Below are 21582 nucleotides of genomic sequence, written 5' to 3' on the forward strand. Positions count from 1 at the left end.
TTTTGATACTTTAAAAAAAGTCTTGTGAAATCCAATAATTCTGCAAAATCTCTTTCACAAACCAGGATTGAAAATCCTAAAATAAAGGGAATCTTGCAGAAAATTTCACAAGCAACTGAAAAATATTGTGAAATTTTTAACAAACTCTTTACAAATTCAAAAAGATGGTGTAGAATATATTTGTGAAAAAGTTAACAAACAAAGTTGACATAAAAAAGAACAATTTGGAGGAATCCCAATGGCTGATAAAAAAGTTGTATCACCAGAAGAAAAACTAGCTGAAGCTCGCACTCACGTTGATGAGTTGGTGCAGAAAGGTCTCGTTGCCCTTGAAGAGTTCCGTCTTTTGAATCAAGAACAAGTGGACTACATTGTGGCAAAAGCATCTGTTGCTGCTTTGGATCAACACGGTGTCTTGGCCATGCACGCTCATGAAGAAACTGGTCGCGGAGTCTTTGAAGACAAGGCGACTAAAAACCTCTTTGCCTGCGAACACGTTGTCAACAATATGCGTCATACTAAGACAGTAGGCGTCATTGGTGAAGATGAAGTAACTGGTTTGACCTTGATTGCAGAGCCAGTAGGTGTTATCTGTGGTGTTACACCAACAACTAACCCAACTTCAACAGCCATTTTCAAAGCTTTAATTTCCCTTAAGACACGTAACCCAATCGTTTTTGCCTTCCACCCTTCAGCTCAAGAATCCTCTGCTCACGCAGCTCGCATCGTTTATGAAGCAGCCGTAGCAGCAGGCGCTCCTGAAAACTGTATCCAATGGATTACAAAACCATCTATGGAAGCAACTTCAGAGTTGATGAAGCACGATGGCATTGCAACAATCCTTGCGACAGGTGGTAACGCAATGGTGCGTGCAGCTTATTCTTGTGGTAAACCAGCCCTTGGAGTAGGTGCAGGTAACGTACCAGCATATGTTGAAAAATCTGCTAACATTCGTCAAGCAGCTCACGATATCGTTATGTCTAAGTCATTTGACAATGGCATGGTCTGTGCATCTGAGCAAGCTGTTATTGTTGACAAGGACATCTATGACGAATTTGTAGAAGAATTTAAGTCTTATCACACTTACTTTGTGAATAAGAAAGAAAAAGCCCTTCTTGAGGAATACTGCTTTGGCGTGAAAGCCAACAGCAAAAACTGTGCAGAAGGCAAATTGAATGCAGACATCGTTGGTAAACCAGCAGCATGGATTGCGGAACAAGCTGGCTTCAAAGTACCAGAAGGTACCAACATCTTGGCGGCAGAAGTAACAGAAATTGGTGAAAAAGAGCCATTGACTCGTGAGAAATTGTCACCAGTAATTGCTGTCTTGAAAGTAGAAGGCCGTGAAGAAGGTCTTGAAGCAGCACGTCAAATGGTTGAATTCCATGGTCTTGGACACTCAGCTGCTATCCACACATCTGACGCTGACTTGGCTAAAGAATTCGGTACACGCGTGAAAGCTATCCGCGTTATCTGGAACTCACCATCAACCTTCGGTGGTATCGGTGACGTTTACAACGCCTTCCTTCCTTCTCTTACTTTGGGATGTGGTTCTTACGGACGCAACTCAATCAGTGACAACGTAAGTGCCCTAAACTTGCTCAACATTAAGAAAGTAGGAAGACGGAGAAATAATATGCAATGGTTTAAAGTTCCATCAAAAATTTACTTTGAACGTGATTCAATTCAATACTTGCAAAAAATGCGTGGTGTAGAAAAAGTTATGATTGTTACCGATAAGGCTATGGAAAAACTTGGCTTTGTGCAACGTATCATTGAACAGCTCCACTTGCGTAGCAATAAGGTGCTTTACACTGTCTTCTCAGATGTTGAGCCAGATCCAGATATCACAACTGTTGAACGCGGTGCTGCACTCATGAAAGACTTCGAGCCAGATACCATTATCGCTCTAGGTGGTGGATCACCAATGGATGCGGCTAAGATTATGTGGATGTTCTACGAGCAACCAGAAATCGATTTCCGTGATCTCGTTCAGAAATTCATGGACATTCGTAAACGTGCCTTCAAATTCCCTTCATTGGGCGAAAAAGCTAAGTTTGTTGCGATTCCAACAACATCTGGTACTGGTTCAGAAGTAACACCGTTTGCTGTTATCTCTGATAAGAAAAACAACCGCAAGTACCCAATAGCTGACTATGCCTTGACACCAACTGTGGCAATCGTTGACCCAGCACTTGTTATGACTGTTCCAGACTTTGTAACAGCAGACACAGGTATGGACGTCTTGACACACGCAACAGAAGCATATGTTTCTACTGTTGCCAACGATTATACAGACGGTTTGGCACTGCAAGCTATCAAGTTGGTCTTTGAAAACCTTGAAAAATCTGTTAAAGAAGCAGATTGGGCAGCACGTGAGAAGATGCATAATGCTTCAACTATTGCAGGTATGGCTTTTGCCAACGCCTTCTTGGGGATTTCTCACTCAATGGCCCATAAGATTGGTGGTCGTTTCCACACAGTTCATGGCCGTACCAATGCTATCTTACTTCCATATGTCATCCGTTACAATGGAACTCGTCCAGCTAAGACAGCAACATGGCCTAAGTACAACTACTACAAGGCAGATGAGAAATACCAAGATATCGCTCGTATGCTCGGTTTGCCATGCTCAACACCAGAGGAAGCAGTTGCAGCCTACGCACAAGCTGTCTACGATCTTGGTGAACGCATCGGTATCCAGATGAACTTGAAAGCTCAAGGTGTTGATGAGAAAGAACTCAAAGAATACTCTCGTGAATTGGCCCTTCTTGCTTATGAAGACCAATGTACACCTGCTAACCCACGCTTGGCGATGGTTGACCATATGCAAGAAATCATTGAAGATGCTTACTATGGTTACAAAGAACGTCCAGGTCGTATCAAATAATTTAGGCAGTCAAAAAAATCTCCTTCAAAGAAGGAGATTTTTTTATGCTGCCTCTTGTGGGCTAAGTTGAATGGTAAGAAGAGCTGGTTGTTGAGGATCTAAGCTATCAAATATAGAAAGATTCCATAGGTTGATTTGGAGAGTGCCCGCTTCTAACAGATAACCAACAGGGTATTGAACTAACCAGCCACCAAGTCCATTTGTCCCAGCAATCAGGGCAGCATAATCGCCTTGGTATTGATTGAGGATAATGGCTGAATCAGTTAAGAGTTGGCTTTGGTCGATTCGTGCAGAAAAAATTTCTGTCTGTTCAGGGTTATGGTTGTAACGAACACTTGTTTCAACACCGCCATCAGCTGCGATAGTGACTTGAATAAAGTCTGCTTGTTCGCTTTTTCCAACCCAGGTACCGACAAAGGCTTGTGGAATACCTGCTTGATAGACTGGTTCAGATAGAGGGTTGGCTGGACGGGTTTGTTCGTTTGTTTTCTGATTGGCTTCAAGAGGACTAGCTGCTTCTTCTGGCTTGCTCTCTTGGGTTGCCGCCTGTATTTGGACTTCTTTTGTGGGGAGGATGCTGGCTTGGTTTGTTTGGACTTGCGTCTGGATTGGAAGAGCTTGTGCCGTTGGTTGGCTGTTTGTCACAATTGGGGTTGATGTCTGTTCAGCTTGAATGGGAGCTGTTGTGTTGTTTGTAGGTGTCTTAGCAGTTGCAATGACTTTTTCTTGGGATGAAGAAGTCTGTGCAAATGCTGGGCTAGTTTGACTAGTTTCTTGGCTGCAAGCTGTCAGAAGAAGGAGGCTGCAGAGGCTAAGTGTCACTGGTTTGATTGGGAATTTCATGGATATCACCTCATTTATTTGATGTTTTCTATCATCATTATAGGAGAAAGTTTGTTACAAGTCAATAGAATTTTGTAAAAAACGTAATTTTTTTGTAACAAAAGTAATTTTTTTGTAACAATGAAACAATTTGAAAAAGGCCTTATTCTTGTCTCATCTTATCTATTCGCAATTTTTTGTGAAAATGTAATAAATTTGTAAAGAATAAAACCTGTTTATTTTAGGTAAAGGGTTTTTGATAATATCTTGGGAATTTTCTGTCAATTTATGGTAGAATAGAAAAAATAGATTTTTACGGGGAATATTATGACACTAGTTTATCAATCAACACGCGATGCCAAAAATACTGTATCTGCTAGTCAGGCGATTTTGCAGGGCTTGGCGACAGACGGTGGTTTATTCACACCGATTTCGATTCCAGCTGTAGATTTGGATTTTTCTGTTCTCAAAGACGCTTCCTATCAAGAAGTTGCCAAGCTGATTTTGTCGGCTTTCTTGGATGATTTCACGGCAGATGAACTGGACTACTGTATCAACAACGCCTACGACAGCAAGTTTGACACGCCAGTTATTGCCCCGGTTGTAAAGCTCAATGGTCAGTACAACTTGGAGCTTTTCCGTGGGTCAACCATTGCCTTTAAGGATATGGCACTGTCTATCCTACCTTACTTGATGACGACTGCGGCGAAAAAGCATGGTTTGGAAAACGAGATTGTCATCTTGACAGCAACTTCAGGCGATACTGGCAAGGCGGCTATGGCTGGCTTTGCGGATGTCCCTGGCACGCAAATTATCGTCTTCTATCCACGCGACGGGGTGTCTAAGGTCCAAGAATTGCAGATGACCACGCAGACAGGTGCCAACACGCACGTGGTGGCTATTGATGGTAACTTCGACGATGCCCAGACAAATGTTAAACATATGTTCAATGATGAGGCCCTCCGTGCCAAGTTGGCAGCTAAGAAACTCCAGTTTTCATCAGCCAACTCCATGAACATCGGCCGCTTGGTGCCACAGATTGTGTACTATGTCTATGCCTACGCTCAGCTGGTTAAGACTGGCGAGATTGCGGCGGGCGACAAGGTCAACTTCACTGTTCCAACAGGTAACTTCGGGAACATCTTGGCGGCTTATTACTCTAAACAAATCGGTCTGCCAGTTGGCAAGCTTATCTGTGCTTCCAACGATAACAACGTTCTGACCGACTTCTTCTCGACAGGCGTTTACGACAAGAACCGCACCTTCCGCGTGACCACTAGTCCATCCATGGACATCTTGGTGTCTTCTAACTTGGAACGTTTGATTTTCCACCTCTTTGGTAATGACGCTGCAAAAACAGCGGAGCTCATGGAAGCCTTGAACTCAGCTGGTCAGTATGATATTCAAGGGGCTGACGCGGATATCTTTTCTCTCTTTGCTGCCGCCTTTGCGACAGAAGAAGAAACTGCTGCGGAAATCAAGCGTGTCTATGACGAGTCAGACTACATTGAAGATCCACATACGGCTGTTGCCTCAGCTGTCTATAAACAGTATGTGGAGCAAACAGGGGACCAGACTCCGACAGTGATTGCTTCTACAGCCAGTCCATACAAGTTCCCAGTGGTTGCGGTTGAAGCGGTGACAGGCCAGTCAGGCTTGACCGACTTTGAAGCCCTAGCCAAACTACATGAGATTTCAGGTGTAGCCCTGCCACCAGCTGTGGATGGCTTGGAAACCGCACCTGTCCGCCACAATACCGTGGTTGCAGCTGCGGATATGCAGGCTGAGGTGGAACGCTATTTGGGTGTTTAATGAAATGAGGGGCGAAAGCCCCTTTTTCTGTGAATTGGAGAAAGATGAAAGAAACCTATAAAGACTTATTAAAAATCGCCCTACCAGCCATGACGGAAAATATGCTTCAAATGGTCATGGGCATGGTAGATTCTTACTTGGTGGCCTTTTTGGGCCTGGTCGCCCTGTCAGGTGTGTCAGTTGCCAGCAATATCATGGCCATATATCAGGCTATTTTCATTGCCTTGGCGGCTGCGGTGGCCTCACTCTTGGCCCAGGCTGTCGGTCAAGGTGACCAAGAGAAAATCAGTAGGGCAGCTGGAGAGGCCTTGAAGTTGACGGTCTTGCTGAGTGGCATCTTGGGCTTGCTGTCTACTGTGTTTGGTCGGAGCTTGCTTAATTTGTTAGGGACGGAGCCTGCAGTTGCCGACGCAGGAGGGCTCTACTTGGCCATAGTCGGTGGAGGTATTTTATTCCTTGGGCTCATGACCAGCTTGGGTGCGATTTTGCGGGCGACTGACAGGACTCAGTTGCCTATGTATGTCAGCCTCCTGTCCAATTTTCTCAACGCCGTTCTGTCTGCTCTAGCGGTTTTCGTCTTGGATTTGGGAATTGCAGGAGTAGCTATCGGCACCGTTTTGTCTCGCTTGATTGCTTGCCTTATCCTCTGGCGATCCTTGGGGATGTCCCTGCCGCCGATGATCTTGACAATCGATAGGAAGTTGCTGCAGTTGGCCCTGCCTGCTACGGGCGAGCGGTTGATGATGCGGGCGGGAGATGTGGTGGTCGTGGGCTTGATTACGGGCTTGGGGACGGCGGTTTTGGCGGGCAATGCCATAGGTGAAACCCTGACTCAGTTCAACTATATGCCGGCTTTGGGGCTGGCAACGGCGACGGTCATTCTAACGGCCAAAGCCCAAGGGCAGAGCGAAAAAATCGATGCCATTCGCAAAGCTAGTCTGGTCTTGAGTCTTATTTTTATGTACGGTGTGGCAGTGACCGTTTATCTCTTGGGTCCGCACTTGATTGGACTCTATACGCAGGATGCGGTAGCCAGTCAGGCCAGTATGCTAGTTTTGACCTTTTCCTTGATTGGTGTGCCTTTTACGGCAGGGACCTTAATTTACACAGCTATTTGGCAGGGTTTGGGCAATGCCAAACTGCCCTTTTATGCCACCAGTCTGGGCATGTGGTGCGTGCGGATTCTAGTTGCCTATCTGTTGCTTACCTTTACAGAAGTTGGTTTTGCGGCCATTTGGATTGGGACAGTGCTGGACAATGTCTTTCGTGCAGGACTTCTGACTTGGTCTTATAGAAGTAAAATAAACGATAATTGAAAAACCAGTACGTCCTGTGCTGGTTTTTTTGTAGAGAAAAAGAATAAATATCTGGAAAATGGTATAATAGAATGATTGCAGAAGGAGAAAAAGATGGAAGCAGTAGGAAAATCAACTGGAAAAATCATTTTGATGGGAGAGCATGCGGTGGTTTACGGACAAGCGGCCATTGCCATGCCATTTTCTGCTGTTGAAATCACGGCCACCGTTCGATCCGAGGGTCAGGCCTTAGCGGTGACATGTGAGTTTTATCAAGGGTTGGTCCACCAGATGCCTAAGATCTGGGAAAGTCTCAAGCACGCCATTCGCTTTTCCCTCTATCGCATTGGTGCACCGACCGATCCTGCTATTCATATCACCATCACATCCACCATTCCAGCAGAGCGGGGCATGGGGTCCAGTGCAGCAGTGGCTGTTGCGGTGGCAAGAGCCCTCTTTGCCTACTACCAAAAAGAACTGAGCGAAAGCGAGCTCTGGGACATCGTCCAGTCATCGGAGAAGATTGCACATGGAAATCCTTCAGGCATTGATGCGGCGACGACCAGTGGCACCACCCCTATCTATTTCAAAAAAGATCAGCCTATCCAGCCCCTGGCCCTGCACTTGGATGCCTTTTTGGTGGTGGCAGACACAGGCAAGACAGGCAACACTTTGGAAGCTATCGCGGATCTAGCGGCGCTGCTTAGGGAAAAACCAGAGGTGAATGACCATATTCGAGCTTTGGGTGAGTTGACAGATGGAGCTCGAGAAGACTTGGCCTTCAACAGGGCAGAGCTTCTAGGCCAAAAGATGAGCCAAGCCCATTGCCATCTGAAAGAATTAGGGGTGTCAGACCCTAGCCTGGACCAGTTGGTTGAGCAGGCCATGGACAAGGGAGCCTTGGGAGCTAAACTAACAGGTGGCGGCAGGGGTGGCTGTATGATTGCCTTAGCCAAAACAGAAGAAGTGGCCCAGCAGCTGGTAGCAGTTCTTTCTCAAGCTGGCGCTCGACAAACATGGATACAATATTTAGGAGAATAAGATGACACAATCAGTCGGCATTGCGCGTGCCCATACCAATATTGCTCTGATTAAATACTGGGGCAAGCGGGACAAGGAACTTTTCTTGCCAATGAATTCCAGTCTATCCTTGACTTTGGATGCCTTTTATACCGATACAAAGGTGGTTTTTGATACAGCTTTTACAGAAGATCGGTTTATTTTAAATGGTCTCGAGCAGGATGAGAAAGAAATTCGAAAAATTTCGCGTTTTTTGGATTTGTTTCGCGAATATATAGGTGAAGATCGTTTTGCGGTGGTTGAGAGTCTCAACTTCGTTCCAACTGCAGCTGGTTTGGCCAGCTCGGCATCTGCCTTTGCGGCGCTAGCTTTGGCGACAGCCACGGCCTTGAATATCGACTTGTCTCGTCAGGCTCTCTCGACCTTTGCTCGCCGGGGTTCAGGGTCTAGTACTCGGAGTCTGTTTGGGGGCTTTGTTGAGTGGGATATGGGGACTTGTTCCGAGGATTCGCTTGCTCGTCCGATTGATGAGGCGGACTGGGATATCGGTATGCTCGTCATTGCAGTTGATAAAGCCAAGAAAAAAGTGGCTAGTCGAGAGGGGATGGACCTGACGGTGGCAACTTCTCCTTTCTATCAGGCTTGGGTAGAGACTGCAGCCCAGGATTTAGCAGCGATCAAGGAAGCAATTGCTGAGCGAGATTTCGAGAAATTGGGTCAGTTGGCCGAGCACAATGGGATGAAGATGCATGCGACAACCCTGTCTGCCAACCCACCTTTTACCTACTGGTCTGCAGCGAGTGTGCGGGCTCAGGAAGCTGTGCGACAGGTGCGGGAGGAATCAGGTCTTGCTGCCTACATGACCATGGATGCAGGTCCGAATGTAAAAGTGCTCTGTCGTGCCAGTCAGATGGAAGAACTGAAGAGAAAGCTGAGTGTCTTGTTGCCGGAGTTTCAGTTGATAGAAAGTTTGCCAGGCCAGGGAGCCAGTCAGTTGACAGAAGAAGAATGGCAGCAGTCTCACAGTCGCTTCCAGAAAGAGGTTGGCTATGAGGGTTGAGGTCGCTGTTCCTGGAAAACTATTCATAGCGGGGGAATATGCTATCGTCCAGCCAGGGCAACTGGCGCTCGTAGCGGGCGTCAATCGTTTTTTGAGGGTTGGTCTGGAACCTGTTTTGGAGGGCCAAGAAGGAACCATCTGGTCCGAGCAAGATCCTGAAACTGTGTTGACTTGGCGACTGGAAGAGGGGCAAGTTTGGGTGTCCCAGCCAGAAGTCTATCCTTTGATCACAACTGCCTTACAACTGGTTCTTGACTATGGTCGAGCAATTGGTTGCCAGCTTTCTAGTCCTTTTCATTTGAAGATTACTTCTGACTTGGATGATAGAGAGACAGGTCGGAAGTATGGTCTGGGCTCCTCAGGTGCCTTGACCGTAGCACTTGTGAGGGCGTTTTTGCGTTATGTCAAACTAGAAGAGAAGGATTTACTTGTTTTTAAGTTGGCTGCCTTGGTACAGACCAGATTGGAAATGAAGGGGTCCTTTGGGGACTTGGCGGCTTCCAGTTTTGCAGGCTTGGTTGCTTATCAGTCTGTGGATCGGTCTTGGTTGACTGAAGAAGTGAGTCGGCAAAGTCTTCATTCGTTACTGGAATCCGACTGGAAGGATTTGGGCATCCAGTTGTTAGAATTGCCAGCAGATGTGCAATTTATGGTGGCATGGACTGGGACAGTTGCCTCGACAGATGCTTCCTTGGATCGTGTCCAAAAAGCAAGTAGGCAGTGGTCACAAGCTGGATATGATGGTTTCTTACGAGATAGTTTAGCCTGTGTAAAAGGCTTGGTTCACGCCTGTCAATCAGATGATTGCTCTGCCTTTTTGCAAGGAATTCGTGAGAATCGTCGCCTCTTGAAGGAGGCTTCGGCTGTCCTTGGAGTCGATATCGAGACTCTTGCTCTTAAAACTCTGATTGACAGAGCAGTGGAAGTTGGCGCTGTAGCCAAGACATCTGGAGCAGGTGGTGGTGATTGCGGGATTGCTTTTGCAGACTCTGTGACCATTGCAAATGAAGTCAAAAAAAATTGGTTGGCAGCGGGCTTATTGCCGCTGGATATAGAAATGTGTGAGGTAAACAAGCGTGATGATGCATCAGCAAGAATTTGGGAGTGATCGAAAGGACCAACATGTTGGACTGGCTAGTCTCCAATACAATGAAGAGTCGCCGAGTGATTTGACAGAGACACGCTTTGTTCATCAGTCTTTGCCAGAGTTGTCCCTGGATCAGGTGGATGTGAGGACCTGTTTTGCAGGTTTTGAACTAGCCCATCCTTTTTACATCAATGCCATGACAGGTGGGAGTGCTAAGACCGGAGAAATCAATCGTGCCTTGGGTATTTTGGCGCATTATACAGGAGTTCCCATTGCGGCTGGTTCTTTGAGTGCGGCTATGAAGGATTCGGATCTATTGGATACTTTTTCGGTCTTGCGCAAGGAAAATCCCAAGGGGTTAATTTTTGCTAACCTAGGTGCCCACCATGGTTTGGATAATGCCAAGCGAGCAGTTGCTGCCTTGGAGGCGGATGCTCTTCAAATTCATGTTAATGCTCCTCAAGAGATCGTTATGCCAGAAGGGGATAGGGATTTTTCCATGTGGTTGACAAATATCGAAATCTTGGTGAGAGAATTAGAAGTGCCTGTAATTGTCAAGGAAGTCGGTTTTGGTATGAGTCGGGAGACCGTTTCACAACTGCTGTCTGTCGGCGTCAAAACGATTGATATTTCTGGGACTGGTGGCACAGACTTTGCCAAGATTGAAAATGCAAGACGCAGTCAGAACAAACTCGATTTTCTGGAGGGTTGGGGACAATCTACCTTGGTATCTACGCTGGAAGCTCTTGAAGCAAGGGGGCAGACGGAGCTATCGATTTTGGCGTCAGGAGGTGTCAAAACCTCTCTTGATATCGTCAAACTCTTGGCGGTTGGTGCTGATGCTGTTGGGATGTCAAACCGTATTCTCCAATTGGTGAAAGATGGAGATGGTGAACATCTTCAGACTGCTTGCCTGGAAATGGACAAGATGAAGGAAGAAATTCGGGCTATTATAGGTATGCTTGGTGCCAAAAACCTGACTGAATTACGCACCAAAGATCTGATTTTGGCTCCAAAGGTCCAAAACTGGTGTGAAGCGCGTGGGATTGATTGGAAAGCCTATGCCAATCGGTCACGAGGTGTACAATAAATTGAACAGGCATGACGGTGACTGATTACAAGAAATGCAAATAGAAAGCAGTCAGCAATCAACAAAGACTCTGAAAACTATAAACACGAAAAAAGCCAAGTTCTTTGTGAACTTGGCTTTTGTTGCGGTGTGGTTTCTAGGTCGCTGCCAACTGCCCTGCTTGTAATTGGTACATGCGGTGGTAGTGACCCTTGAGGGCTAGAAGTTCTTCGTGATTGCCTGACTCGATGATCTTTCCCTTATCCAAGACATAAATACAGTCGGCATCTTGAATAGTTGATAGGCGGTGGGCGATGGCAATGGTTGTCCGCCCTTTTCGCATTTTTTCAAGAGAGGTCTGGACCGTCTGCTCCGTCTCCGAATCGATATTGGCGGTTGCTTCGTCTAAAATGAGGATTTTAGGCTGACTGGCCATGGTGCGTGCAAAGGCCAGTAGTTGCCGTTGACCTGTCGAAAAGGCGGTACCCCGCTCAGTGACTAGGTGGTCATATCTCTCAGGAAGTTTCTCAATAAAGGGAGCAGCATCCACAAATCGAGCCGCTTCTTCAATCTCCTCTCGGGAAATATCCTGATACATCTGGATATTGGATGCAATGGTTCCATGAAAGAGGAAAGGGTCTTGTAGGACCAAGCCAATGGCTGACCGCAATTCTTCTTGCGAAAAGCTACGAATATCCTGACCGTCAATCAAAATCCGTCCAGATTGGAACTCATAGAAACGCATAAAGACATTGATGATAGAAGACTTGCCTGACCCTGTAGCACCCACAAAGGCGATGGTCTGCCCCTGTCTCACTTCAAAGGAAACCTTGTCCAGAATTTGCCGCTTACCGTCATAGGAAAAGCAAATGTCCTCAAAGACAATGTGCCCCTTGCCAATCTTGGCCCCTCGGTCAATCTGCAGTGGCTCCTCGATAGTCTGGTCCATGAGCGTAAAGACTCGTCCGGCAGATACCATAGAGGTTTGAAGGGTGGAAAAATGCTGCGTGACATCCAGTAAGGGATCGAAAAGACGATTGACATACTGGATGAAAGCGTAGATCAGACCAGCAGAAATCCCAGCCTGTGACCAATCCAAACCAAAGTAGGTCATGAGAAGCGCATAGGCCAAAATCTTAACAAGTGATAGGGCAGGGCGGAGAAAGAGACTGTCCAAGGCCATGGAACGACTGGCATAATCCAGATGTTCCTGGTTGATAGCCTCAAACTCTTCCTTTAGCCTCTCTTCTTGAGAAAAGGCCTGGATAATCCGAATCCCCTCAATGCTCTCTGCCAGTTTGCTGTTGATGGCACTCAACAGACTTCTAGTCTTGGCCACAATGGGAGCTGACCGCTTTCGGTATTGATCAACCAGGACGAAAATCACGGGCAGAAAGAGAACGATTAGACTGGTCAATTTCCAATCCAGAGCAAACATGGTCGAAAGAGTCGTGATGATAATAAAGAGAGCGGAGATAAAACTGGATAAAATTCCTGAAAACATCTCTGAAATGCTCTCGGTATCATTGGTAATCCGAGAGACGATAGAGCCACTAGGAGTCTGGTCAAAGTAAGCCATTCCCAGCTTTTCCATTCTCCCAAAAGCATCCCGACGAATGTCTCTGACAATGCTATAGGAAACCTTGGCAAACCAGAGATTTCCAAAATATTGGAGCAGTATTTGAAGCAGGTAGAGAGCAAAGTAGGCGGCTAGAATAGCCACAGCTGTCTCAGAAATTGAAGAAATATAGTGGTCGATAAAGTAAGAAGCCAGAAGGGGAATCAAACTGCGAACAAGAGTCGTCAGCAACAAGAAGCTCAGGGCAAGGACTGTCAGCAGTCGATAGGCTTTGAGATAGGACAAAAGTCGCCAGAAAACACTGGCTTGTTTGGTCTTAGAGAGCATTACTTTCCTCCTTTTCGAGTTGCTGCATCATATAGGTATCGTAGTACCAACCTTTTTCATCCAGTAGGCCTTGATGACGACCTCGCTCTACGATTTTCCCGTCTTCAAGGACCAAAATCAAATCCGCATGGACAATGGCTGACAAACGGTGGGCGGTGATAATGGTGGTCTTATCGAGGCGTTCTTGCTTAATGGTTTCAAGAATAGCGTGCTCTGTCTTGGCGTCCACTGCTGAGAGCGAATCGTCCAAGAGTAGAATATCTGGATTGAGAATCATAGCACGGGCCATAGCCAACCGTTGCTTTTGTCCGCCAGAAAGGGAAATCCCCTTCTCGCCAACCATGGTGTCAAAGCGATCTGGCATATCCTGGATATCCTCATAGACATGGACAGCTTTGGCAGCCTCTTCCACCTGTTCTAGAGACAGATCTGGATTGCCAAAGCGGATATTCTCAGCCACGCTGGTTGCAAAGAGGAACTGGTCTTGGGGTACATAGCCAATTAAGCGTCGCAGGTCAGCTAGCTTGTAGTGCTTGATATTTTCTTGATTGAGCAAAATCTGCCCTTGTGTCACATCGTATTCTCGCATCAGGAGCTTGAGCAGACTGGTTTTCCCAGAACCTGTTGGACCCACCAGGCCAATCGTCTGCCCTTTTTTGATCTGAAACTGGATGTCTTGGAGGACTGGTATGTTGCCATAGGCAAATTCGCTAATCTCATAGACAATCTCTCCATTGCTTGGTGCAGGCAGCGGTTGGCCTGTTTCAACGACCTCTGAGGAAATGCTGAGAAGAGTCTGAATTCGATTGTAGGATACATCACCACGCTGGCTCATATTGACCAAGAAACCGATGGCCATGAGAGGCCAGACTAGGAGATCTAAATAGGTCATGAAAGTTACTAGTTGGCCCAGACTGACCTGACCCTGCGAGATGAAGTGAGAGCCGACCAGAAGGGTCAGCAGGTAGGACAGGCCAATAAAAAAGAGGACGGCAGGGTTGAACAGGGCATCGTAACGCATGGTTTTGATATTCTGCAAGAAGGCTGCTTGGTTGACTTCCTGAAAAGCCGCCGTTTCTTGTTCTTGGTAGCCAAAGGATTTAGTGACCGTTATACCAGAAACAGCTTCCTGGACCTTGTTGTTAAGCTCTGAAAAGGCTGCTTGTGAAGCCTTGAAATTTTCATGGGTACGACGACCTAAAAAATTAGTGGTTAAAGTCATGAAGGGCAGGGGCAAGATTGCAACCAAGGTCATTTGCCAGGAAATGCTCACACTCATGGTGACCAGTGTAACCAAAGCAGTAACGGTAGCATCAACAAAGGACATGACGCCACCACCTGCTAGTCGGGTCAAGGCATTGATGTCATTGGTCGCATGGGCCATTAAATCCCCAGTTCGATGTTGCTGAAAAAAGGATGGAGATAGGTGCATAAAGTGGTCAAACAGCCGAGCCCTCATGATTTTTCCTAGACGATAAGATGTTGCCAGAATGTTCATTCGCCAAAGATAGCGGAGGCCGTACATGGCCAAGGCTGACAAGATGAGCCCGGCTACCCCGAGTAGCAAGCGGTGCTCAGTCAACTGTCCGCTGGCAATCTGGTCAATCAACTGCCCCATGATAGAAGCGGGAAGGAGATTGAGGAGGCTGACCAAACAGAGTGATAAAATCCCAATCAGATAGGCCTTTTTCTCAAGGGAAAAGAACCACCACAATTGCTTGATAATCTTCATAAGTATCCTTTCTGAACAAAAGAAAGGTTGGCAGCTTGTTACCGCCAACATTAGTAAAATTCCTTAATACTAGTGTATCATAGACTGGTAGAAATAGAAAGTTTGTTATGTCAAATAATAGTCAAACATGGCTGTGACTTGCAAGAAGAACAAGTAAACGATAAATACGTATAATAGGGGTAGAAACTAAATGATTTCTACCTTTTTCTGTATATTTATGATAAAATAAATGAAAATTTAGAAGAGGTGTTCGGATGAAAGCTATTGTTACAGTTGTCGGTAAGGACAAGTCAGGAATTGTTGCGGGTGTTGCGACCAAGATTGCGGAATTGGGTTTGAATATTGATGATATTTCCCAGACAGTTTTGGATGAATATTTTACCATGATGGCGGTGGTATCATCAGATGAGAAGAAAGATTTCACTCAGTTGCGTTCGGAGTTGGATGCCTTTGGTCAAAATTTGAACGTGAAAATCAATATTCAAAGTGCGGCCATTTTTGATGCTATGCACAACCTGTAAGGAGAAATTTCATGGATATTAGACAGGTTAGAGAAACCATTGAAATGATTGAGGAGCAGCACTTCGATATTCGGACCATTACCATGGGAATTTCCCTCTTGGACTGTATCGACCCAGATATCGACAGGGCTGCGGAGAAAGTTTACACTAAAATCGTAAACAAGGCCAAGAACTTGGTAGCGGTCGGCGATGAGATTGCGGCAGAGCTTGGTATCCCTATTGTCAACAAACGGGTATCGGTGACGCCTATTGCTTTGATTGGTGCAGCAACGGATGCGACGGATTATCTTCCCCTGGCTCATGCCTTGGACAAGGCGGCTCATGAGATCGGTATCGATTTTATCGGCGGTTTTTCAGCTCTGGTTCAAAAGGGCTACCAAAAAGGAGATGAAATCCTCATCAACTCTATACCGCAGGCATTGGCCCAAACCTCTAAGGTCTGCTCGTCGGTCAACATCGGATCGACCAAGACAGGCATCAACATGACGGCTGTGCGGGACATGGGGCGGATTATCAAGGAAACGGCGGCAGCTTCTGAAATGGGTGCGGCCAAGCTGGTGGTCTTTGCCAATGCAGTTGAGGACAATCCTTTTATGGCGGGTGCCTTCCATGGTGTCGGTGAGGCGGATGTGGTCATCAATGTCGGCGTGTCTGGTCCTGGTGTGGTCAAGCGTGCTCTTGAAAAAGTACGTGGTGAGAGCTTTGATGTGGTGGCGGAGACCGTCAAGAAGACGGCCTTCAAGATTACCCGTATCGGTCAGTTGGTCGGTAATATGGCCAGTGAACGCCTGGGTGTCAAGTTCGGTATCGTGGACCTGTCGCTTGCTCCAACGCCAGCGGTTGGCGACTCAGTGGCACGGGTTTTGGAGGAAATGGGCTTGGAAACCGTAGGTACGCACGGAACGACTGCTGCCCTGGCTTTGCTCAATGACGCAGTGAAAAAGGGTGGAGTCATGGCCTGCAACCAAGTTGGCGGTTTGTCAGGTGCCTTCATCCCTGTTTCTGAGGACGAGGGCATGATTGCTGCGGTGCAAAATGGCTCGCTTAACCTTGAAAAATTGGAAGCCATGACGGCTATCTGTTCTGTTGGTTTGGACATGATTGCCATTCCAGAAACAACGCCTGCTGAAACCATTGCGGCTATGATTGCGGATGAAGCGGCTATTGGGGTTATCAACCAGAAAACGACTGCGGTCCGTATTATTCCACTTGGAAAAGAAGGAGACATGATTGAATTTGGCGGTCTACTTGGTACAGCTCCTGTCATGAAGGTCAATCAGGCCTCTTCTGTGGATTTTATCAACCGTGGTGGACAGATTCCAGCACCGATTCATAGCTTTAAGAACTAAAAATCGTAAACCGATTGCCAAAAGCAGTCGGTTTTTTGCTATACTAATAGTAAGAAAAGACAAGGAGAATGATATGGCAGATGTAAGATTATATATTTCTCGTCACGGGAAAACCATGTTTAATACCATTGGGCGCGTGCAGGGCTGGTGTGACACACCGCTGACCAAGGCAGGTGAGGAAGGGATTCGTGAACTGGGCTTGGGGCTAAAGGATGCGGGTATTGATTTTAAACTTGCTGTATCTAGTGATCTGGGGCGAACCGTTCAGACCATGACAATTGCCCAGCGTGAGTTGGGAATTTTAGGAAAAATCCCTTACTACCAAGACAAGCGTATCCGTGAATGGTGTTTCGGTAGTTTTGAAGGTATGTACGATGCCGAGCTTTTCCAAGGTGTCCTGCCTCGTTTGAAAGGGACAGTCGATGCGACAGGCATGTCCTTTGCGGAAATCGCAGCAGGTATCCAAGAAGCAGACACAGCTGGCTGGGCGGAATCGTGGGAGGTCTTGAGCAACCGTATCTTAACAGGTTTTGAATCCATCGCCCAAGACTTGGAAAAACAAGGCGGAGGCAATGCCCTTGTGGTCAGCCACGGCATGACCATTGCCACCTTGGCTCATCTGTTGGAGCCAGAGCGTGGTGCCAATGTCTTTCTCGATAACGGCTCAATCACCGTCCTCAAATATGAAAATGGCAAGCTCTTGATTGAGGCGGTTGGGGATCTTTCCTACCGTAAACGCGGAGCAGAATTGATTGCCCAAGGGAAATAAGATATAAAATCAGGGAGGTTTCTCTGATTTTTTGTTGGAAGATCACTTTACTAGGTCTCCAGACCGATTTTTAGCACTCTAGGTAAAAGAGTGCTAATTTTTTGTCTTTTTCTCTTGACAATCCATTTTTTCGGCGTATAATGGGAGTATATAGGTTAGCACTCGACATCATAGAGTGCTAACGCTCTTCAAAAATCAACACTATCCGTTGTCAGCTTGCCTTTGTGAACCACAGTTCTACATTCGGCCTCGCTTCCTAGGCTACTGTCGATTTTCATTGAGCGTAACTAAAACAGTGTTCATGAAAGGAGCGAAGATGATTACCCAACGTCAAAATGATATTTTGAATCTGATTGTTGAATTATTTACGCGCCATCATGAGCCAGTTGGTTCCAAGGCCTTGCAGGAAATGATTGCTTCTAGTTCGGCTACCATTCGTAATGATATGGCCAAGCTAGAGCAGTTGGGCTTGCTAGAAAAGGCTCATACATCAAGTGGTCGGATGCCTAGTCGGGCTGGTTTTCAATACTTTGTCAACCACTCGCTCAATCTGGAACATATCAATGAAGAAGATGTTTATCAGGTGGTTAAGGCCTTCGACTTTGAAGCCTTCAAGCTGGAGGACATCCTGGAGCGGGCCAGTCAGGTCCTAGCGAATTTGACAGGCTACACTTCGGTCATTTTAGATGTGGAGCCTACCAGTCAGCAGCTGACTTCCTTTGACATCGTGCAGCTCAGTAGCCACGATGCCCTGGCAGTCTTGACTTTGGACCAGTCCAAACCAGTCACCGTCCAGTTTGCCATTCCCAAGAATTTTTTGATCAGGGATTTGGAAGTCCTCAAACGCCTGGTGGATGAACGCTTCGTTGGACAGACGGTCTTGGCAATCCATTACAAGCTGCGGACGGAGATTCCCCAGGTGGTGCAACGTTACTTCACCACGACGGACAATGTCTTGGATCTCATGGATTACATCTTTTCCAATCTTTTCCAAGAATCGGTCTTCATAAGTGGAAAGGTCGCCTCGCTGACCTATGGCAATCTAGCTACCTACCAACTCTTGGATAGCGCACAGCTATTAGCACCAGAGTTGCGGCAGGGTTTGGCTCCCGCTCAGCAGACCAGCATTTCCGTGGCAGAACACAGGGATCCTGCCCTAGCAGATGTGACAGTCATTCATCATCGCTTTCCAATCCCCTATCGGGGCATGGCTCAGATGAGTTTGCTTGGTCCTGTTGACATGGATTACCGTAGGCAGATGAGTTTGATCAATATCATCAGCCGCGTCCTATTTATGAAATTAACCGATTACTACCGTTATCTAAGTAGTAATCATTATGAGGTAAATTAGAAGGAGAATGCTTTGTCAGAAGAAATCAAAAACGAAGAAATCGTAGAAGAGGTTGAAGCAACAGAAGAAGTTGTGGAAACCCTTGAAAAATCGGAATTGGATTTGGCAAATGAGCGTGCAGAGGAATTTGAAAACAAGTACCTTCGTGCCCACGCTGAAATGCAAAATATCCAACGCCGTGCCAACGAGGAACGCCAAACCATTCAGCGTTACCGTTCACAAGACTTGGCCAAGAAAATCTTGCCAAGTTTGGATAACTTGGAGCGTGCCCTTCAAGTCGAAGGCTTGACAGAAGATGTCAAAAAAGGCTTGGAAATGGTACAGGAAAGCTTGATTCAAGCCCTCAAAGAAGAAGGGGTGGAGGAAGTCGCAACCGATGTCTTTGACCCAAATCTTCACATGGCCATTCAAACAGTTCCAGCCACAGACGACTGCCCAGCAGAACACATTGCACAAGTCTTCCAAAAAGGTTACAAGTTGCATGAACGCTTGCTGAGACCGGCTATGGTGGTAGTGTCGGAGTAGTCGCTCTACTATTTCCCCAAAAAGAAAACTTGACCGAAATGTCATAAAACTATGAAATTGTAAAAAAAAGACAAGCCTTGAGCTTGTGGGCTGGCGAACATCGTGAGCTCATTCGATACTCTCCGCCGTGGCGGTAAATACGCAAAGTTTGAGACTAGAGGCTCAAACTTTAGTCAAAGAGACCGCAAAAGCGGGCTCTGACGGCGTCGCCACTTAAGGAGAGTATCACTAAAAGAAATAAAAAAGAGGTAACACATATGTCTAAAATTATCGGTATTGACTTAGGTACAACAAACTCAGCAGTTGCAGTTCTTGAAGGAACTGAATCAAAAATCATCGCAAACCCAGAAGGAAACCGCACAACTCCGTCTGTTGTATCTTTCAAAAATGGTGAAATCATCGTTGGTGACGCGGCAAAACGCCAAGCAGTAACCAACCCAGATACCATCATCTCTATCAAATCAAAAATGGGAACTTCTGAAAAAGTTTCAGCAAACGGCAAAGAATACACACCACAAGAAATCTCAGCAATGATTCTTCAATACTTGAAAGGCTACGCTGAAGAGTACCTTGGTGAAAAAGTAACAAAAGCGGTTATCACGGTTCCTGCTTACTTCAATGATGCCCAACGTCAAGCAACCAAAGACGCTGGTAAAATTGCTGGTCTTGAAGTAGAACGTATCGTCAACGAACCAACTGCAGCAGCCCTTGCTTACGGTTTGGACAAGACTGACAAAGATGAAAAAATCTTGGTATTCGACCTTGGTGGTGGTACTTTCGACGTATCTATCCTTGAACTAGGTGACGGTGTCTTTGATGTACTTGCAACAGCAGGTGATAACAAGCTCGGCGGTGACGACTTTGACCAAAAGATTATCGACCACATGGTAGCAGAGTTCAAGAAAGAAAACGGTATCGACTTGTCAGCTGACAAGATGGCCCTTCAACGTTTGAAAGATGCGGCTGAAAAAGCGAAGAAAGACCTTTCTGGTGTAACATCAACTCAAATCAGCTTGCCGTTCATCACTGCAGGTGCAGCAGGTCCGCTCCACTTGGAAATGACATTGACTCGTGCGAAATTTGATGAATTGACTTACGATCTTGTAGAACGTACAAAAGTTCCTGTTCGTCAAGCCCTTTCAGATGCAGGTCTCAGCTTGTCAGAAATTGACGAAGTCATCCTTGTCGGTGGTTCAACTCGTATCCCTGCCGTTGTAGAAGCTGTAAAAGCTGAAACAGGTAAAGAGCCAAACAAATCTGTAAACCCTGACGAAGTGGTTGCTATGGGTGCGGCAATCCAAGGTGGTGTGATCACTGGTGATGTGAAAGACGTCGTTCTTCTTGATGTAACGCCATTGTCACTTGGTATCGAAACAATGGGTGGTGTATTTACAAAACTCATCGACCGTAACACAACAATCCCAACTTCTAAATCACAAGTCTTCTCAACTGCGGCGGACAACCAGCCAGCTGTTGATATCCACGTGCTTCAAGGTGAGCGTCCAATGGCAGCAGACAACAAGACTCTTGGTCGTTTCCAATTGACAGACATCCCTGCAGCACCTCGTGGTATTCCACAAATCGAAGTAACATTCGACATCGACAAGAACGGTATCGTTTCTGTAAAAGCCAAAGACCTTGGTACGCAAAAAGAGCAAACCATCGTTATCCAGTCTAACTCAGGTTTGACAGACGAAGAAATCGACCGCATGATGAAAGATGCAGAAGCAAACGCTGAAGCAGACAAGAAACGTAAGGAAGAAGTGGACCTTCGTAACGATGTTGACCAAGCAATCTTTGCGACTGAGAAAACGTTGAAAGAAACGGAAGGCAAAGGCTTCGACGCAGAACGCGACCAAGCTCAAGCAGCTCTTGATGAGTTGAAAGCAGCTCAAGAAGCTAACAACTTGGATGACATGAAAGCCAAGCTTGAAAACCTCAACGAAAAAGCTCAAGCCCTTGCAGTGAAACTCTACGAACAAGCTGCAGCAGCACAACAAGCAGCCGCAGGCCAAGAAGGTGCTCAAACAGCTAACAACGCAGGCGATGATGTCGTAGACGGCGAGTTTACTGAGAAGTAGTAAAAACGTTCGGGGAACGTTTTTAGCCCGAGCCGAGAGATTCGGAAGCGAGGATACCAAAGCTGATGGCTACTAAAAGTAGCTCATCAGTTAACGGTTACCGCTATTGCGGCTAACCTAGGTGTCTTACTGGCTCGAAAACAAAGTATTATCGACTTTGTTTTCTCACGTCGTAAATGGTTTGGGAGACTGTTTTAGCCCGTGAGATTGAAAACCAGAAGCGAGCGGCTAAGGTTCTTAGCCCGAACTCAGCTCTCATCTTCCTGAGAAAAGAAATCATTCGTCTATAAAAA

Annotated in this window: 16 protein-coding genes; 13 read left to right on the plus strand and 3 right to left on the minus strand. The window is 46.4% G+C overall.

Going from position 1 to position 21582, the window contains the following annotated elements:
* Positions 1-238: 238 nt before the first annotated feature.
* Positions 239-2890, plus strand: a complete 2652-nt coding sequence (adhE, locus tag J5566_RS06005) for a bifunctional acetaldehyde-CoA/alcohol dehydrogenase (RefSeq protein WP_208562518.1) — start codon at positions 239-241, stop codon at positions 2888-2890.
* A gap of 42 nt (positions 2891-2932) precedes the next feature.
* Here the strand turns inward: adhE and J5566_RS06010 are convergent, their stop codons facing one another.
* Complete coding sequence (locus J5566_RS06010) at positions 2933-3733, minus strand: hypothetical protein (protein ID WP_208562519.1); 801 nt, start codon at positions 3731-3733, stop codon at positions 2933-2935.
* A 306-nt stretch (positions 3734-4039) separates the two neighbouring features.
* On the opposite strand from J5566_RS06010, the gene thrC reads away from it, so the two are divergent.
* The 6 genes from thrC (at position 4040) to fni (ending at position 11076) form a co-directional block, all read left to right on the plus strand.
* The gene (gene thrC / locus J5566_RS06015) at positions 4040-5524 is read left to right on the plus strand and encodes a threonine synthase (protein WP_208562520.1); all 1485 of its coding nucleotides are present in this window, start codon (positions 4040-4042) and stop codon (positions 5522-5524) included.
* 29 nt (positions 5525-5553) lie between these two features.
* Positions 5554-6840 carry an MATE family efflux transporter gene (locus tag J5566_RS06020; RefSeq protein ID WP_348002280.1) on the plus strand — a complete coding sequence of 429 codons (1287 nt, stop codon included), beginning with the start codon at positions 5554-5556 and terminating at the stop codon, positions 6838-6840.
* Positions 6841-6933: 93 nt separating this feature from the next.
* Entirely contained in the window at positions 6934-7860 is a 927-nt protein-coding gene (gene mvk, locus J5566_RS06025) for a mevalonate kinase (protein WP_208562522.1), read from the plus strand.
* Between the two features lies 1 nt (position 7861).
* A complete protein-coding gene (gene mvaD, locus J5566_RS06030) occupies positions 7862-8899 on the plus strand; it encodes a diphosphomevalonate decarboxylase (RefSeq protein ID WP_208562523.1) in 1038 nt (345 codons plus the stop codon).
* Positions 8889-10007, plus strand: a complete 1119-nt coding sequence (locus J5566_RS06035) for a phosphomevalonate kinase (protein ID WP_208562524.1) — start codon at positions 8889-8891, stop codon at positions 10005-10007. Before mvaD ends, J5566_RS06035 begins: the two co-directional genes overlap by 11 nt.
* Positions 9979-11076, plus strand: coding sequence for a type 2 isopentenyl-diphosphate Delta-isomerase (fni, locus tag J5566_RS06040; protein WP_208562525.1), 1098 nt, complete (start codon positions 9979-9981; stop codon positions 11074-11076). The genes J5566_RS06035 and fni overlap by 29 nt, the downstream gene beginning before the upstream one ends.
* 136 nt (positions 11077-11212) lie before the next feature.
* Here fni and J5566_RS06045 read toward each other — a convergent pair whose 3' ends face one another.
* Positions 11213-12961, minus strand: coding sequence for an ABC transporter ATP-binding protein (locus J5566_RS06045; protein WP_208562526.1), 1749 nt, complete (start codon positions 12959-12961; stop codon positions 11213-11215).
* Positions 12951-14693, minus strand: coding sequence for an ABC transporter ATP-binding protein (locus J5566_RS06050; RefSeq protein WP_208562527.1), 1743 nt, complete (start codon positions 14691-14693; stop codon positions 12951-12953). Before J5566_RS06050 ends, J5566_RS06045 begins: the two co-directional genes overlap by 11 nt.
* Positions 14694-14947: 254 nt before the next feature.
* Here J5566_RS06050 and J5566_RS06055 point away from each other — a divergent pair, with 254 nt between their 5' ends.
* From J5566_RS06055 to dnaK, 6 genes are all read left to right on the plus strand, one after another.
* Positions 14948-15214, plus strand: coding sequence for an ACT domain-containing protein (locus tag J5566_RS06055; protein WP_002941251.1), 267 nt, complete (start codon positions 14948-14950; stop codon positions 15212-15214).
* Positions 15215-15225: 11 nt separating this feature from the next.
* Positions 15226-16563: a PFL family protein gene (locus J5566_RS06060; RefSeq protein WP_208562528.1), complete on the plus strand. Its 1338-nt coding sequence runs from the start codon at positions 15226-15228 to the stop codon at positions 16561-16563.
* Positions 16564-16636: 73 nt separating this feature from the next.
* Positions 16637-17332: a histidine phosphatase family protein gene (locus tag J5566_RS06065; RefSeq protein ID WP_053867451.1), complete on the plus strand. Its 696-nt coding sequence runs from the start codon at positions 16637-16639 to the stop codon at positions 17330-17332.
* A gap of 316 nt (positions 17333-17648) precedes the next feature.
* Positions 17649-18683 carry a heat-inducible transcriptional repressor HrcA gene (gene hrcA, locus J5566_RS06070; protein WP_208562529.1) on the plus strand — a complete coding sequence of 345 codons (1035 nt, stop codon included), beginning with the start codon at positions 17649-17651 and terminating at the stop codon, positions 18681-18683.
* Positions 18684-18695: 12 nt separating this feature from the next.
* Positions 18696-19208: a nucleotide exchange factor GrpE gene (grpE, locus tag J5566_RS06075; RefSeq protein WP_208562530.1), complete on the plus strand. Its 513-nt coding sequence runs from the start codon at positions 18696-18698 to the stop codon at positions 19206-19208.
* Positions 19209-19465: 257 nt separating this feature from the next.
* Positions 19466-21289 carry a molecular chaperone DnaK gene (dnaK, locus tag J5566_RS06080; protein ID WP_002943084.1) on the plus strand — a complete coding sequence of 608 codons (1824 nt, stop codon included), beginning with the start codon at positions 19466-19468 and terminating at the stop codon, positions 21287-21289.
* Positions 21290-21582: the final 293 nt, after the last annotated feature.

The sequence above is a fragment of the Streptococcus suis genome (genome assembly GCF_017601095.1).
Lineage (GTDB): Bacteria > Bacillota > Bacilli > Lactobacillales > Streptococcaceae > Streptococcus > Streptococcus suis_Z.